The following is a 15,325-nucleotide window of genomic DNA, read 5'->3' on the forward strand; positions in this document are numbered from 1 at the left end:
GGCCCATTATCCGCCCGCCGCGATCAACGCGGCGGGTGCGTCAAGTCAACGTTCGGAGACGTCGGTGGCGGCTTCGGCCGGCTGCGGTTCACGCAGTTCCGGTTCGGGCGTGGCCGGCGGCGCAGGGGCAGGGCGGGAAGCGCCCTGTGGTGCCATCTGCTCGGCCGCTTCATCGGCCTGGTCCGCCGCTTCATCCGCAGTATCGGCCGCATGTGCGGCCATTGCAGCGGCAAAAGCGGCCTGGCCACTGGCAAACAGGTTGGACACCGAGCCGATCATCTGCAGCCACCGCGCACCGTTGACCTTGCCCGGCACTTCCAGCTTGCCGGCGAGGAAGCCACCGGCAAGGCCCACGGTGATGATGCGCAGCGGTGACCAGCCCTGGCGCCAGACCTGGCTGAGCACGGTCCAGTTGTCCTGGGTTTCGGCCATGCGCACGGCCATCACCTGTTCGCAGCGCTTCACCCGCCGCTGCAGCGCGCCGAACTTCATGGCTTGCCCTCCGGAATCTGCACCTCGGCGTCAGGGTCGTCTTCGCTGGGCTCATCAAACAGGCCCAATCGCGACAACTGGCGCCGTGTGGCGTGCATGCCGGTGTGGTGGAAGAAGTAGGACACCCGCCAGATTGCATAGCCGGTGACGGCCAGGCTCAACAGCGAGGTGATCAGCAGGGCCTGCAGCCAGCTCAGTCCCCAGCTCTGCAGCAGGGCAATGAGGGTGGCGGCCATCAGCAGCCAGGCGGAGGCACCGAACACGATGCCGACGCCGGCCCAGGCCAGTGCGCGGCCGAACGCGCTGCGCGCCAGTGCGAAATCGGCCGAGGCCAACCGTCGCAGCGAGCGCAGCGAATTGCGGGCCGAATCGGCGGCGGCCTTGCCCGCCGCACCGACCTGGCGGATGCTCTCGTCCAGCGGCGGGGTCGCCGCCGGATCAGGTGCCTGGGTGTTCTCTTCGCTCACGCCGCAGCTTACTTGTCGCTGCTGCTGGCCAGCTTGGCGATCAGCCAGCCGGCGGCGAAGGCCACGCCGAAGGACGCCAGCGGACGCTCACGGATCAGTTCGGCGGCGCTGTCGACCAGGTCCTTGCCCTTGTCCATCAGTGCGTCGACCTGTTCCTTGGCGGCGGCACCGCCGAACTCGGCAGCGGCCAGGCCGGACAGCGCGCTGTCGGACAGCTCGGCCTTGACGTTGGCCTTGCCGATGCGCAGTTCGTCACCGGCGGCGCCGGTTGCACCCTTGATCGCACCGCCAGCAGCACTGGCAGCCTGCTTCAGGTGGGAACCGGCTTCACCCAGGTGTTCCTTCAGGTTCTCGGTATTGGTGGGGCTCATCGAATCACTCCTGTTGCGATGGGGGGACGAACGAAGGGTTCGGCCGATGGGACGTACAGCAATAGCATCGGCCGGGTATAGGAGGTGTTACGGCGGGGCGATCAGCGCATCACCAGCTGGCCCTGCTGCTGGCCATTGTTGCGCAGGATGCGCAGGACCAGCGTGGCCGGGCGCTGCTGGAAGTTGGCACGCCAGCTGGCCAGGTCGGCGAATTCGCCCACGGTAGCCTCGGCGATGATGTCGCCCTGCTGCAGGCCGTTGCTGGCCGCGCGGCTGCCGCGCTTGACCTCGCTGACCAGCACGCCGCCCACGCCGGACTGGCGCAGCGACTCGGGCAGGTCGGTGAAGGTGGCACCGCCCAGGCGCGGGTCGAGGCTTTCGCCGGTCACCGAGCGCGCCTGTTCCTTCAGTGTGGCTTTGACCTGCAGCGGCTTGCCGTCGCGGCGCACGTCCAGGCCAAGCACGCTGCCGACGGCGGCCAGGCCCTCCACGTTGTGCAGTGCTTCGGCGCTGTCCACGCGCTGGCCATTGGCCGCCACCACCACATCGCCCGGCTTCAGCCCGGCCGCAGCGGCGGCCGAACCGGCCAGCACGCGCGTGATGAGCGCGCCACGCGTTTCACCCAGGCCCAGCCCCTGCGCGATCTGCGTGCTCAGGTTCTGCGCTTCCACGCCCAGCGTGCCGCGCACCACCACCCCGTGCTTGACCAGCTGGTCGACCACGCTGCGCGCCAGGTTGGAGGGGATGGCCAGGCCCAGGCCGATGTTGCCGGCCATGCTGCCCTGCGGGTTGAAGCTGGCGGTGTTGATGCCCACCAGCTGGCCTTGCAGGTTGACCAGCGCGCCACCGGAATTGCCCGGGTTGATCGACGCATCGGTCTGGATGAAGTTCTGGTAGCCCAGGCCGCGGATGCCGCTGCGGCCCACCGCCGAGACGATGCCCGAGGTCACCGTCTGGCTGAAACCGAACGGGTTGCCGATGGCCACCACGAAGTCGCCCACGCGCAGCTGGTCGCTGTTGCCGAGCTTGATGTCGGTGAGGTTCTGCGCCGGGATGCGGATCAGCGCGATGTCGGTGTCACGGTCCGAGCCGAGGAATTCGGCTTTCACCGTGCGCCCATCGGCCAGGGTCACCTGCACATCATCGGCATTGTCGATGACGTGGTGGTTGGTCAGCACCAGGCCCTCGCTGGCATCGATGATGACGCCCGAGCCGAGTGATTCATTGATACGTTCCTGCGGTACGTCCGGGAACAGACGGCGGAAGAACGGATCGTTGAAGAACGGATTGCGGACCCGCACCACCTGTTTGGTGTTGACGCTGACCACGGCCGGCATGGCCTTTTCCAGCATCGGCGCCAGCGACGGCACCGCCTGCCCGGCCACCGCGGCCGGCAACGCGGCGCTGGTCGGCAGCGCTGCGGGCAGCGGTGCCGCGTCGGCGCGGTTGTCCAGGTGGGCGTTGATGCCGGTGGCGACGAAGCCGCCGAAGGCAGCAGCAATTGCGAGCGTGAGCAGGGTGGGTAGCGGTCGCATGGGAGTCGGTTCGCAGGCGGTGGAGTGGGGCCGTAGGCCTATACGGTAGAACAAGCTGAATGAGTGTGTCGCGATCCGGATAAATGGCTCATGAAAAATACCGGCTCCGCGAGTCGCGTGGCGACCCGGGAAGCGTGCTCACGAAGCGCGCGGATACGTGCCGATACTTGCGCAGTTCGGCGCATCCGGGCGTTCTGGTGACGCATGGCGCGCCTGTCGAGCCCTGGCGCGGCGGCAGCGCTGGCACGACACCCGCGCACACGCGGGCATCACCGCGCAGCACTTAAATAAAGGGGTTTTCTGAATGCAGTTCGGTTCGTTGCCGGTGGTTGCCTACACCAGTGCCGTCGCATCCGATGCGATTGAACATGTGCGCCCCGTTCCACGATGGACAATGTCGGTATAGCATCGCCCCGTTTTGACAATCCAGGCCCCCAGGAGGGCAACATGAGCAACGGTAATGGTGTGTCGGTCGTGACCGACGCCGTCGAGAACGTGAAAGAAACCGCCACCAACGTTGGCGAGACCATCGCCCACGCCGCCGAAGACGCCGTGAAGTCGGTCAAGAAGACCGTCAAGCGCGCCACCAAGGCTGCCGGTACCCGCGTTGCCAAGGCCAAGAAGGCCGTGGCCAAGGTCGAGAAGACCGTTGCCAAGAAGGCCGAGAAGGCTGCCAAGTCGGTTGGCAAGACCGTTGCCAACGCGAAGAAGAAGCTGGAAGCCGCCAAGAAGAATGCCAAGGCTGAAGCCGCTGCCCTGAAGAAGGAAGTGGCCAAGAAGAAGGCTGCTGCCGGCAAGGCTGTGACCAAGAAGGCCGCTGCGGCCAAGAAGACCACCAAGGCTGCCACCAAGGTTGCCGGCAAGAAGGTCGCCACCGTGAAGAAGGCTGCCACCAAGAAGGCTGCCGTGGCCAAGAAGACCGTCGCCAAGAAGACGGCCGCTGCCAAGAAGGTTGTCGGCAAGAAGGTCGCGACGGCCAAGAAGGCTGTGGCCAAGAAGACCGTTGCTGCCAAGAAGGTCGCCGGCAAGAAGGCCGTGGCTGCGAAGAAGGTTGTCGGCAAGAAGGTTGCCGCCAGCAAGAAGGTCGCCACCAAGAAGACCGCCGTGGCCAAGAAGGCTGTCGGCAAGAAGGTTGCCGCCACCAAGAAGGTCGCCACCAAGAAGACCGCGGCCGCCAAGAAGGTTGTCGGCAAGAAGGTTGCCGCCACCCGCAAGAACGTGGCCAAGAAGGCTGCACCGCTGAAGAAGGTCGCTGCCAAGAAGGCACCGGCCAAGAAGGTTGTCGCCAAGAAGGCGCCGGCCAAGAAGGCCGTGCGCAAGGCTGCCAAGCGCAAGTAATCCGCGCTGGCGCCATGAACCCTTCCGCCCGTCACGGGCGGAAGGGTTTTTTTTTGCCGGTCAGTGGCGCGCCAACTGAGCCGCCGGTCGCCAGTGGAGGATCGCCAGCGCAGCCAGCGGCAAGACGCCACCGAACACTGCAACACCCGTCCAGCCGAAGTGATGCCAGGCCAGTGCACCGGCCCACGAGCCGAAGGCGCCGCCCAGGAACATGCCGGTCATGAAGACGGTGTTGAGCCGGCTCTTGAACTCAGGATGCAGCCCGTAGACCTGGTGCTGGTGGCTGACCAGCGCTACCTGCACGCCGAAGTCGAGCACGACCACGCCGATCACCAGGCCGGCCAGGCCCGGCCACAGGCCCAGCAGCAGCCACGACACCACGGTGGCCAGCACGCCCAGCCGCACTACCGGCGCCGGACCACGGCGGTCGGCCAGGCGCCCGGCCAACGGTGCGATCGCCACGCCCACCACGCCGATGATGCCGAACAGTCCGGCCGTGGCCGCGCCCAGCTGCAGCGGTGGCGCTGCCAGATGCAGCGACAGGGTGGTCCAGAACACCGAGAACGAAGCGAACACCAGCGCCTGCGCCCAGGTGGCCCGGCGCAGCACCGGATGCTCGCGCCACAGCGTGCGCAGCGATGCCAGCAGTGCGCCGTAGCCCGGTGGGTGGCCCGGCGGTGCATGCCGTGGCAGCGTGCGCGCCATCAGCAGCGCCGCGCCCAGCGCCAGCGGTACGCCCAGCCAGAACATGGCGCGCCAGCTGCTGGCGCTGGACACCAGGCCCGCCACGGTGCGGCTGAGCAGGATGCCAGCGAGCAATCCGCTCATCACGGTGCCGATGGCTGCACCCCGTCGTTCGGGTTCCACCAGCAGCGCGGTGAACGGCACGATCTGCTGGGCCACGGTGGCGGCCGCACCCAGCAGGATCGCGCCGATCGCCAGTGCCGGCAGCCCGGGCGCCAGGGCCGACACCACCAGCGCCAGCGCCACCGCCAGGAACTGCAGCACGATCAGCCGCCGTCGCTCGTGGCGGTCGCCCAGCGGCAGCAGCAGGAGCAGCCCTGCGGCGTAACCCAGCTGGGTCAGCGCGGGAATCCAGCTGCTTACCCGCACATCACCCAGATCGTGGGCCATGGCCGCCAGCATCGGCTGGTTGTAATAGATGTTGGCCACGCCCAGGCCGGCGGCCACTGCCATGGCAAACAGCGGTGCCGTGCGCACGGCACCGGCTGCAGTGGGGGAGGAAGACATGGCGATGCTCCTGGCGGAAGAGGCGCGCGGGTGCAGGCAAACGCCCGCGCGCGGGGACAACTCAGCCCTGCACGAAGGCCAGCAGGTCCGGATTGATGACATCGGCGTGGGTGGTCAGCATGCCGTGCGGGTAGCCCGGGTAGACCTTCAGCGTGCCGTTGGCCAGCAGCTTGATCGATTCACGCGCGGCGGCGTCGATCGGCACGATCTGATCGTCGTCACCATGCAGGACCAGGGTCGGCACGGTGATTGCCTTCAGGTCTTCGGTGAAGTCGGTTTCGGAGAATGCCTTGATGCCCTCGTAATGCGCCTTGGCACTGCCGGCCATGCCCTGCCGCCACCAGTTCTGGATGGCACCGGGCACGACCTGCGCACCTTCGCGGTTGAAGCCATAGAACGGGCCGCCGGGCAGGTCGAGGAAGAACTGCGAGCGGTTGGCCGCCAGTGCGGCACGCAGGCCGTCGAACACGTCGATCGGCAGGCCCTTGGGGTAGGCGGCCGTGCGCAGCATGATCGGCGGCACGGCGCTGACCAGCACCGCCTTGGCCACGCGGCCCTGCGGCTGGCCGTAGCGGGCCACGTAGCGGGCCACTTCGCCACCACCGGTGGAATGGCCGATGTGCACCGCGTTGCGCAGGTCCAGGTGCTGCATGACCACGGCGGCATCGGCGGCGTAATGGTCCACGTCGTGGCCTTCGCTTACCTGCGCCGAACGGCCGTGGCCGCGACGGTCATGGGCCACCACGCGATAGCCCTTGGCCAGGAAGAACAGCATCTGCGTGTCCCAGTCATCACTGGACAGCGGCCAGCCATGATGGAAGACGATCGGCTGGGCCTCCTTCGGGCCCCAGTCCTTGTAGAAAATCTCGACGCCATCGGGGGTAGTGACAGTGCTCATCCGGGTAACTCCTCAGGGGTGGGTGGGAACAGGGCCCACGCTACGCCTGCGGTGTTCGCCGCAACATCACACGCTCGGTTCGCCGGGGCATACCTTGGTGTGATCGCCGGCTTCGAGCAGCTGCTGCAGGCACCCGGCAAGGGCATCGGCATCCACCGGCTTGCGCAGGAACGCCACCGCGCCGGCTGCGCGCACGCGCTGCTCCACCACCGGGGTGGGGAAGGCGGTCAGGAAGATCATCGGTGGCACGGCACCGCGCGCACGCAGCTGTGCCTGCAGCTGCTCGCCATCCAGCACGGGCATCTGCACATCACTGATGATGCAGGCCGGCGGGGGCTGCTGGCTGTCGTCCAGCAGCGCCTGGCCGTGGGCATAGCCACGCACGGCATAGCCCAGCGCGCGCATCAGGCTGGACAGCGACGCGCGGACGCCGGCATCGTCGTCCACGATCGCAATAATGGGGGGCGGAAACATGTGGGACTCCTTCGTGCCGCCACGGACGCAACGGGTCCGGGGTTGGCTGGTGTCCTTTATGCCGCAGTCGTGCAGCGGCCGCCATCATACGCAGGTGTGGGTAGCGGCCCGGGCGCGGGCTGTGCTCAGTGGCCGATGCCCAGTGCTTCGGCCTGCCGCACCAGCTCGGCCAGCGAGCGGACGCCCATCTTGCGCATCACGTTGCCGCGGTGGATCTTCACCGTGATCTCGCTCAGCTGCAGCTCGGCGGCCACCTGCTTGTTCATCAGGCCGGACACCACCAGGGCCATCACTTCGCGTTCGCGGCTGGTCAGCGTGGCGTAGTGCGCGCGCACACCGTCCAGTGCACCGTCGCTCTGGCGGCGCTGGCGGTCGCGCTCGATGGCCGCGGTCACCGCATCGAGCATGTCCTGGTCGCGGAAGGGCTTGGCCAGGAAATCCACCGCGCCGGCCTTCATCGCCTTCACGGTCATGGGAATGTCGCCATGGCCGGTCATGAACACCACCGGCAGGGCCACCCCCTGGGCAGCCAGCTGGGCCTGCACGTCCAGCCCGCTCACGCCCTGCAGGCGCACGTCCAGCACGATGCAGCCGGGCACATCGGGCAGCGGCTGGGCACCCAGCTCGCCCGGCGCGGCGTACAGCCGCGTCTGCAGCCCGACCGAGCGCAGCAGGCTGTCCAGCGACGCACGCACCGACGGGTCATCATCCACGATCACCACCAGCGGCGGCGCGGCAGGCGGGGGAGCGGAACGATGCATGTCAGGCGGTCTCCTGTGCAGTGGCCAGCAACAGGGTAAAACAGGTGCCGGTTCCGGGTGTGCTGCGGACCTGCAGCTGGCCGCCGTGCGCTTCCACCGTGGTGCGGCAGATCGGCAGCCCCATGCCCATGCCCTGTGCCTTGGTAGTGAAGAAAGGCTCGAACAGGCGCGCCACGTGGTCAGCGGCGATCCCCGGACCGGTGTCGGTCACGTCGATGCGCACGTGCCCTTCCACGGGCTGCAGTTCGATGCGCAGGGCACGCGCGCCGGTCTGGCCGCTCATGGCCTGGCAGGCATTCAACACCAGGTTCACCAGCACCTGCTGCAGCTGGATGCGCTGGCCCGGCACGTCCGGCAGCGTAGCGGCCTGGTCCACCTGCACATGCACCTGCTCGCGCTGCAGCTCGTGCTGCAGCAGCCGCAGCGCATCCTCCACCAGCACGGCCGGCGCCAGGATCTCGTTGGCCGGCGGCGTCTTGCCGAGGAAGTCGCGCACGTTCTTGACGATGCCGCTGGCGCGGCGCCCTTCGGCGATGGTGCGTTCGATCGCCTGCTCCACCTCGTGCAGTTCCGGCTGTGGCCGGCGCAGCCAGCGCAGGCCGGCTTCGCCGTTGGTCACCACCGCCATCAGCGGCTGGTTCACCTCATGCGCCAGCGATGCGGTCAATTCACCCAGGGTGGCGACGCGGCTGGCATGGGCCAGTTCGGCCTGCGCGGCCTGTGCGCGGGCCTCAGCCTCCTTGCGCTCGTGGATGTCGACCACGAACACCAGCACCGTGCCGTCGCCGTCGCGACGGTCGGGGAAGGTAATGGTGAACAGCACCGGCACGGTGCTGCCGTCGGCGCGCACGAGGGTGGTTTCGCCCTCGCAGTGGGGCGCGCCCGCGACGAACGCGGCCAGCGATGCGGCGAACGTACGGTCATCGTCGGCCAGTACCGCATCGACCGTGGCCGGCGGCGTACCTTCTCCCATCAGGCGGCGGAACGCCGGGTTCAGGCCCACCAGCCGCGCCAGCTGGCGGAACCGGGTCAGCGCTTCCGGGGATGCCTGCAGATAGGCCTGCAGCTGCGCACGATCACCCACCCCATGCCGCGAAAGCTCCGCCTGTACCGCGCTCCAGTCCTGTTCCACCACGCCGATGCGGCTGCCGTCGAACATGCGCCGGTAGCGTTGTTCGCTGCGCACCAGCGCCGCATGGGCGGCCTGTCGCTCGCTCACGTCGGTGTGGGTTTCCAGCACGCGCAGGGGGCGTCCCTGGCGATCGCGCTGCAGCACCCAGCGGCTTTCCAGCCACAGCGTGCGGCCATCGCGGGTACGCTGCGCCAGCAGGCCTTCCCAGCGGTCGTGCTGCAGCAGGTCCGCTTCAATCTGCGCACGGGGTGCCGGGTAACGGGTCTGCAGCAGGCGGTCGGCGGGCTGGCCGGCGGCTTCCTCGCGGCTCCACCCGTACACCTGCTCGGCGGTCAGGTTCCAGAAGCCGATCACCCCGGCCGGGTCGCGCACGAAGATCATGTCGTGCGACAGGTCCAGCAGCACGGCCTGGTCAGCCAGGGTGCGCATGGAACGCTGGTTCTGCAGCGCCAGCACGGCGCTGATCGCAATGGCGACCAGGCTGACCACCGCGCGTACGGTCTGCGGCCCCACATGGTCGATGCCGTGGGTGTCCAGGTAGGCGCACAGGGTCAGCCCGGCGCCGGCCACGGCCACGGCGATGATGTCGCCGCGGCGCCCGGTGCGCGCCACCAGCAGCACCGGCAGCACATACAGCACCGCCACCGCGCCCTCCAGTGTGGAAAGCGTATCGAACAGGGCGATGCCCAGCACCAGCACGCAGGCAACCGCGCGCAGCACCATCGCGGGAATGATCCGGTGCGGGAACACCACGTCGCCGCCGCCGCTCGGCTGCGGTGCGGGAATCCAAGGGGTTGTAGTGCGCGGTGTGGGCATCGGGCCTCCTGTGCCTGGGGGGGCGTGCCATCGGCGACGCCGAAGGACCGCAGCCACGGTCCGGTGCGTGGCCATGCTGGACACCGGGCGGGCCACTGTCTTGCATGGATGTGCACAACCGGCCGGGCAAACCAAGGTATGCCCCGGACGATACCCAGGTGCAATGGGCGCGCGCCTGGGCCATGCCTACGCTGGGCCTGTCCCCTCTGGAACCGCCGCCATGACCGCTTCCACCTTCTCCACCGCCCTGCGTGTACGCAATGACCTGGGTTCGCAGGCCGCCGCCGATCTCGCGCCGGCGCTGACCGCCCTGCTGGCCGACATGTTCGCGCTGTACCTGAAGACGAAGAACTTCCATTGGCACATGAGCGGACCGCACTTCCGCGATTACCACCTGATGCTGGATGAGCAGTCCGCGCAGGTGCTGGCCACCACCGATGCCATTGCCGAACGTGCGCGCAAGGTGGGTGGCACCACGCTGCGTTCGATCGGCCATATCCAGCGCATCCAGCGTCTGCTGGACAACGATGCCGAGTATGTCACCGCACAGGACATGCTGGCCGAGCTGGCCGACGACAACCGCCGCCTGGCCGGCTTCCTGCGCGCCACCCATGGCGTGTGCAGCGAGTACGGCGATGTGGCCAGCACCAGCCTGATCGAGACCTGGATCGACGAGGCCGAACGTCGCAGCTGGTTCCTGGGCGCTTGCCGCGAAACACGCTGATCCCCCCACCTGTCCGCATTGCAAGGAGAGCGGTAATGCATACCCCAGTGGCACTCGCCCCCGCCGACCCGGCCCCCGCCAGCCGCCTGGCCATGCTCGGCCATGATCTGAACAACGTGCTGCAGGCCGCCGCCGCTGCGATCGGGCTGGCGTTGCAGGGCGGCCGCCTGGGCCCTGCCGACAGCGCCCTGCTGGATGTGGCAGGCCAGGCGCTGCAGCAGGGCGCGGGCATGGCCCGGCTGTTCCTGGGGCAGGACATTCCGCGTCCCTGCAGCAGTGACGGGGTGGATCTGGCCGAGCTGGTGCAGGAAATGGAACCGCTGCTGCGCCATGCCATCGCCCCGGACATGCAGCTGGAACTGGATGCGTGCGCGTTGTCCGGGCGCGTGCAGGTGGACCGCAGTGCACTGCAGCGTGCACTGGTGAACCTGGCACTGAATGCACGCGAAGCGTGCGCGCCCGGCGCACGGCTGCGCATCAGTACCGACGCCTGCACCCTGGCGGTGGCCGGGCCCGGACGCATCCCCGGCCGCTACGGCATCGTGCGTGTGGCCGACGATGGCCCCGGTATCGATCCGGCGGTCGCCGCACGCGTGTTCGAGCCCGGCGCCAGCAGCCGCGGGCCGGGGCGTGGCCTGGGCCTGGCCCAGGTGCGTGCAGCCGTGGAAGCCAGTGGGGGCTTTGTCGATGTGCAGTCGTCGCGCCGCCGCGGTACCTGTTTCCTGCTGGCACTGCCCAGCACCACCGCCTGATTGCCAGGGAGAACGCCATGCCTGCTTCCCGTCACGTCCGCTCGCTGGCCCACGCCGAACTGGCCCATGCCAGCGCGCTGGGCGAGGTCCGCCGCCTGGACGGCACTGCGTTTCCGCTGCTGCAGGGGCTGTCCATCAAGCGCCTGCGCCTGGAGGCCGATGCCATGCGCGAAGCGCACTGGCACGCCAATGCCGATGAACTGGCCTATGTCTGCCAGGGCGAGGTACGCGTGCAGGTGATCGACAATGGCGACCAGGTGAGCACCTTCGCCGTATCGCAAGGGCAGATGTTCCACATTCCCAGCGGCGCACTGCACCTGATCGAGAACCTCGGCCCCGGCCGTGCCGAACTCATCATCGCCTTCAGCCATGCCCACCCGCAGGATTTCGCATTGCAGGCGGCGTTCGGCGCGATGAGCGATGCGGTGCTGGGCAATACCTTCGATCAGCCGGCCAGCGCCTGGGCGGCGTTGCCCCGTGACACCGGCACCCGCTATCTGGTGCCGCGCCCGGCCGACCTGCCGCCTCCGCCGGCCGACCACGCCCAGCCGTTGCGCTTCGACGTGGAGGCGCAGTCGGCGCCGGTGACGTTCCCGTACGGCCATGCGCGCGTGGCACGCAGCCAGTTCTGGCCGGCACTGCGGCACCTGGCCATGTACTCGCTGCAGGTAGGCGAGGACGGTATGCGTGAACCGCACTGGCATCCGGATACGGCCGAAATGGGCTACGTGCACCGCGGCCATGCCCGCATGACCGTGCTTGACCCCGATGGCAGCGCCGACACCTATCTGCTGTCGCCGGGGGATGTGTACTTCATTCCGCCGGCGTATCCCCACCAGATCGAGGCACTGGGACAGGACATCCATTTCCTGGTGTTCTTCGACCGGCCGATGCCCGCCGACATCGGTTACCGCCTGTGTGGCGCGGCGTTGCCACCGGCTACCCTGGCCGCGACGCTCGGCGTAGCGGTGGAACGGATGCCGCTGCTGCCGGCCACCACCGACGACCCGCTGATCGTGGCCCGCCGCAATCCTCTCGATCCCTCCACCTGAGATCGGTCACCATGGGCGCCTTCCCGGGGAGGCTGTCGCATGCGCGGTATCGACTTCAGTTCCTGGCAGGGGGTGCTGTCCACGCTGGCCGGGCTGGTGCTGATCACCCTGCTGGGTGTGGGCATCCGCCTGCTGGTGATGCAGACCCTGCAGCAGCGTCGCGAACGCGAGAACCGGCAGATCAACGAGCGCCTGCGCACGCTGATGGCCGCCTACAAGACGTTGGGCGGCTCGTTCACGGGCGATCTGGGCGTGGATCCCACCCATCGGCGTGAACTGCGCCAGCGCGCTCATGAAAGTGGCAGCGACGAACCCGGATCGGATCGCAGCCGGCGCATCCGCGATGCGGTGGAAGCGGCGCTGTCGGACATTCTCCTGCTGGGCACCGACGAACAGGTGCGGCTGGCAGCGCGTGCCGCCACCGAGCTGGCGCAGGGCCGCCCCGTGCACACCCATGAACTGGTGATATCCCTGCGCGACTTCGTGCGCCAGGCGCTCGACCTGGCCCCGGTGCCGGCCGACCTGCAGATCCCACCGCAGGGCCCCACGCGACCGGCCGCTGGCGGTGCCGGTGGCAAGGCGCGCGGCGGCGACGGTGAAGCGAAGGGTGGACGCGGCGGTGGTGGGGGTGGGGGTGGCATGGGTGCGGGCATGGGCGGGCTCGGCCTGGGGGCCGGCGCCGCACTGGGCGCCGGCCATGCCCAGGAAGAAGACCCGGGCGCACGCTGAGCCGCGTCGCCGCTCAGGGCAACAGGTCGAGGATCGGCACGAAGCCACCGTAGATCATGCGCGCACCGTCGAAGGGCATCGGATTCTTCGACGGGTCCATCCGTGGGTCTTCCATCATCTTCTGCATGCCAGCATCGCGCGTGGCCTTGTCCGGCCATTCAATCCAGGAAAACACCACCGTCTCATCCGGCGTGGCCTTCACCGCACCGAAGAAGTCGGTGGTCTTGCCGGGCGGTACATCGTCACCCCAGCACTCGACCACGCGCAGCGCGCCGTATTCGATGAACACGACGTCACCCATGCGGGCATGGGCCAGGAATTTTTCCTTGTTGGCGGTGGGCACCGCCAGGACGAAACCATCGATGTAACTCATCGCTTGCCTCCGTGGTGGACCGTGGCGGATCCACGGTCTTGCTGGTTCGACGAATGAGGGCGTGTGCAATCGACATGCGCGTGGCCATTGGAATGCAGTGCGTGTGCACGCAGCGCGCGCGTATGCCAGAAAGTGCCTGAATCAAGCCAGAAAATTCAGCAATGCGAAGGCTGCTGTTTTCAGGGAGCGTTGTGGCGGATAACGGAGAATTTACATTCCCGATGCGATGGCGCTCTGGCGCTGCTGCACAACATAAGAAAGTAAAGGTGTACCCCCATGAAGAATTCGCTGATTGCCCTGGCGCTGGCCGCTGCCCTGCCGTTCACTGCCTCTGCCGCCGAGAACCTGTCCTACAACTACGCAGAAGCCGACTACGCCAAGACCGACGTTGACGGCGTCAAGGCCGATGGTTGGGGCGTGAAGGGTTCCTACGGCTTCCTGCCGAACTTCCATGCTTTCGGTGAGTACAGCCGCCAGGAAATCGACCACACCAACCTGAAGGTTGACCAGTGGAAGATCGGTGCCGGTTACAACGTCGAAATCGCCCCGTCGAGCGACTTCGTTGCCCGCGTCGCCTACCAGAAGTTCGACCCGAAGCACGGCCTGGATTTCAACGGCTACAGCGCTGAAGCCGGTATCCGCACTGCCTTCGGCCCGCACGCCGAAGTCTACGGCCTGGTCGGCTACGAAGATTACGCCAAGAAGCACGGCGTCAATCCGGAAGGCCAGTGGTACGGCCGCTTGGGTGGCCAGGTGAAGCTGAACCAGAACTGGGGCCTGAATGGCGAGCTGAAGATGAACCGCCACGGCGACAAGGAATACACCGTCGGCCCGCGCTTCAGCTGGTAATCGCAGCGGGCGCGTCCGCGCGCCGCACGCGTATCAACAGGCCCGGCACTGCCGGGCCTGTTGCGTTATGACGAACCGGAACGACAGGTGACCGGCAGGCGTGCCGCCGGCGGCATTACAAGAAATTGGATTCCGCTGCTGGGACGGCAGTCCCACGATGAGGATCCTGTCCACCCGGACCTGACGCGATGCCCCCTGCGCTTCCTCCCCTGCTTCCCGATCGGCCGCGCCGGCTCGCGTTGCTGGATCCGCATCCGGTGCTGCGGCTGGGTGTGGAAGTCCTGTTGAGCCAGCACAGCGGCGTGCAGGTCTACGCCAGCTATGCCGACCAGGCACCGCTGCTTGCGCTGCTGCAGCGCGACCCACAGGCGGTGGATCTGCTGGTGATCGACGCGTTGCCGCTGGGCGACCTCGGCGATGGCCTGGCCCTGCTGCGTCAACTGGCGCAGCGCTGGCCACGGCTGCCCGTGCTGGTGCTGTCGGCCCACTGTAATGCCAGTACCGTGGCCACGACCCTGCAGGCCGGGGCGCGCGGCTTCCTTTCCAAGGCCACCTCGCCGGACATGCTGCTGCGTGCGCTGGACACGGTCTCGCGTGGGGGCCGCTTCGTGCCGCCGGAGCTGCGTTCCCAGCTCAACCGCTCGCGCGCGCGGCGCACGCCCGGGCTGGCGCTCACGCCGCTCAGCCGGCGTGAACGCGAAGTACTTCGGATGGTGCTGCAGGGCTGCAGCACCGGTGAAGTGGCGCGCCACTTCCAGCGCGCGGCCAGCACCATCAGCACGCAGAAAAAGGCCGCCTACCAGAAGCTGGGCATCCGCAGCGATGGCGAGCTGTTCCGCATCCGCCACCTGCTCGAATGCGGGTGACGCCGCGGCTTACTCGCCCTGGTACTGCTTCTCTTCCACCAGCGCCGAGCCGGCCACGCGGTTGATCTCGTTCTTCACCACGATGCGTTCGCCATTGGTGCCGTACACGCCACGCGCCAGCTGGATGAACGCATCATCGAACACCTGCGCTGCTTCCTTGTCGCGCAGCTGGTCCTGGATGTCCCACATGCGTTCGTTGATGGCCTTGAGCTGGGTGCGCAACGCGCCCAGTGCCGGCTGCGCCTGCAGCTGCTGCTGCAGCAAGGGCAGCAGGCCGTCCAGTTCGGTGCGTACGTTGGCCAGCTTGGCAGCATCATCGATGCGCTCGGCCTTGATCTCGAGAATGGTGATCTTGTCGATCAGCTCGCCGATCGATACCGGGGTCAGGATGGCGTCCACGCGGTTGGTTCCTGGAAACAGGCCGCCATGATACCCCGCCTGCCAC

18 protein-coding genes are annotated in these 15,325 nt (G+C 67.8%); 7 read left to right on the plus strand and 11 right to left on the minus strand.

The genetic code is table 11. The features are described from left to right. Positions 1-45: 45 nt before the first annotated feature. From C1924_RS01535 to C1924_RS01550, 4 genes are all read right to left on the minus strand, one after another. Positions 46-492 (minus strand): protein sip-5, encoded by a 447-nt coding sequence (locus C1924_RS01535; protein ID WP_108763769.1) that lies wholly within the window; start codon positions 490-492, stop codon positions 46-48. Beyond that, entirely contained in the window at positions 489-959 is a 471-nt protein-coding gene (locus tag C1924_RS01540; RefSeq protein WP_108763770.1) for a phage holin family protein, read from the minus strand. Before C1924_RS01540 ends, C1924_RS01535 begins: the two co-directional genes overlap by 4 nt. An 8-nt stretch (positions 960-967) precedes the next feature. Continuing rightward, positions 968-1,330, minus strand: coding sequence for a hypothetical protein (locus tag C1924_RS01545; protein WP_108763771.1), 363 nt, complete (start codon positions 1,328-1,330; stop codon positions 968-970). Between the two features lie 101 nt (positions 1,331-1,431). After that, the gene (locus C1924_RS01550) at positions 1,432-2,865 is read right to left on the minus strand and encodes a Do family serine endopeptidase (RefSeq protein ID WP_108763772.1); all 1,434 of its coding nucleotides are present in this window, start codon (positions 2,863-2,865) and stop codon (positions 1,432-1,434) included. A 447-nt stretch (positions 2,866-3,312) separates the two neighbouring features. On the opposite strand from C1924_RS01550, the gene C1924_RS01555 reads away from it, so the two are divergent. Next, on the plus strand, positions 3,313-4,203 hold the full coding sequence (locus tag C1924_RS01555; RefSeq protein WP_108763773.1) for a histone: 891 nt from the start codon (positions 3,313-3,315) through the stop codon (positions 4,201-4,203). Positions 4,204-4,263: 60 nt separating this feature from the next. On the opposite strand, the gene C1924_RS01560 is transcribed toward C1924_RS01555, so the two are convergent. From C1924_RS01560 to C1924_RS01580, 5 genes are all read right to left on the minus strand, one after another. After that, the gene (locus C1924_RS01560) at positions 4,264-5,454 is read right to left on the minus strand and encodes an MFS transporter (RefSeq protein ID WP_108763774.1); all 1,191 of its coding nucleotides are present in this window, start codon (positions 5,452-5,454) and stop codon (positions 4,264-4,266) included. A gap of 61 nt (positions 5,455-5,515) precedes the next feature. Beyond that, a complete protein-coding gene (locus C1924_RS01565) occupies positions 5,516-6,352 on the minus strand; it encodes an alpha/beta hydrolase (protein WP_108763775.1) in 837 nt (278 codons plus the stop codon). A gap of 66 nt (positions 6,353-6,418) precedes the next feature. After that, complete coding sequence (locus C1924_RS01570) at positions 6,419-6,826, minus strand: response regulator (protein WP_108763776.1); 408 nt, start codon at positions 6,824-6,826, stop codon at positions 6,419-6,421. Between the two features lie 125 nt (positions 6,827-6,951). Further along, positions 6,952-7,587: a response regulator transcription factor gene (locus C1924_RS01575; protein ID WP_108763777.1), complete on the minus strand. Its 636-nt coding sequence runs from the start codon at positions 7,585-7,587 to the stop codon at positions 6,952-6,954. A 1-nt stretch (position 7,588) separates the two neighbouring features. Further along, a complete protein-coding gene (locus C1924_RS01580) occupies positions 7,589-9,535 on the minus strand; it encodes an ATP-binding protein (protein ID WP_216821571.1) in 1,947 nt (648 codons plus the stop codon). Positions 9,536-9,755: 220 nt separating this feature from the next. Here C1924_RS01580 and C1924_RS01585 point away from each other — a divergent pair, with 220 nt between their 5' ends. From C1924_RS01585 to C1924_RS01600, 4 genes are read left to right on the plus strand one after another with little or no spacing between them, the layout of a single operon-like run. Beyond that, on the plus strand, positions 9,756-10,259 hold the full coding sequence (locus C1924_RS01585) for a DNA starvation/stationary phase protection protein (RefSeq protein ID WP_108763779.1): 504 nt from the start codon (positions 9,756-9,758) through the stop codon (positions 10,257-10,259). 35 nt (positions 10,260-10,294) lie between these two features. Continuing rightward, positions 10,295-11,011 carry an ATP-binding protein gene (locus C1924_RS01590; RefSeq protein ID WP_108763780.1) on the plus strand — a complete coding sequence of 239 codons (717 nt, stop codon included), beginning with the start codon at positions 10,295-10,297 and terminating at the stop codon, positions 11,009-11,011. 17 nt (positions 11,012-11,028) lie between these two features. Continuing rightward, the gene (locus tag C1924_RS01595) at positions 11,029-12,063 is read left to right on the plus strand and encodes a cupin domain-containing protein (RefSeq protein WP_108763781.1); all 1,035 of its coding nucleotides are present in this window, start codon (positions 11,029-11,031) and stop codon (positions 12,061-12,063) included. A 39-nt stretch (positions 12,064-12,102) separates the two neighbouring features. Continuing rightward, positions 12,103-12,792 (plus strand): hypothetical protein, encoded by a 690-nt coding sequence (locus C1924_RS01600; protein WP_108763782.1) that lies wholly within the window; start codon positions 12,103-12,105, stop codon positions 12,790-12,792. Positions 12,793-12,805: 13 nt separating this feature from the next. Here C1924_RS01600 and C1924_RS01605 read toward each other — a convergent pair whose 3' ends face one another. Continuing rightward, positions 12,806-13,165 (minus strand): DUF1428 domain-containing protein, encoded by a 360-nt coding sequence (locus C1924_RS01605; RefSeq protein WP_108751912.1) that lies wholly within the window; start codon positions 13,163-13,165, stop codon positions 12,806-12,808. A 276-nt stretch (positions 13,166-13,441) separates the two neighbouring features. Between C1924_RS01605 and C1924_RS01610 the strand changes: the two genes are divergently transcribed. Beyond that, positions 13,442-14,014, plus strand: coding sequence for an Ax21 family protein (locus C1924_RS01610; protein WP_108763783.1), 573 nt, complete (start codon positions 13,442-13,444; stop codon positions 14,012-14,014). Between the two features lie 188 nt (positions 14,015-14,202). After that, positions 14,203-14,880 (plus strand): response regulator transcription factor, encoded by a 678-nt coding sequence (locus C1924_RS01615; protein ID WP_108763784.1) that lies wholly within the window; start codon positions 14,203-14,205, stop codon positions 14,878-14,880. Positions 14,881-14,889: 9 nt separating this feature from the next. Here the strand turns inward: C1924_RS01615 and C1924_RS01620 are convergent, their stop codons facing one another. Continuing rightward, on the minus strand, positions 14,890-15,279 hold the full coding sequence (locus tag C1924_RS01620) for a DUF6165 family protein (RefSeq protein WP_079224964.1): 390 nt from the start codon (positions 15,277-15,279) through the stop codon (positions 14,890-14,892). Positions 15,280-15,325 lie beyond the last annotated feature (46 nt).

This window comes from Stenotrophomonas sp. ESTM1D_MKCIP4_1 (genome assembly GCF_003086895.1).
In the GTDB taxonomy this organism is placed as follows: Bacteria; Pseudomonadota; Gammaproteobacteria; order Xanthomonadales; family Xanthomonadaceae; genus Stenotrophomonas.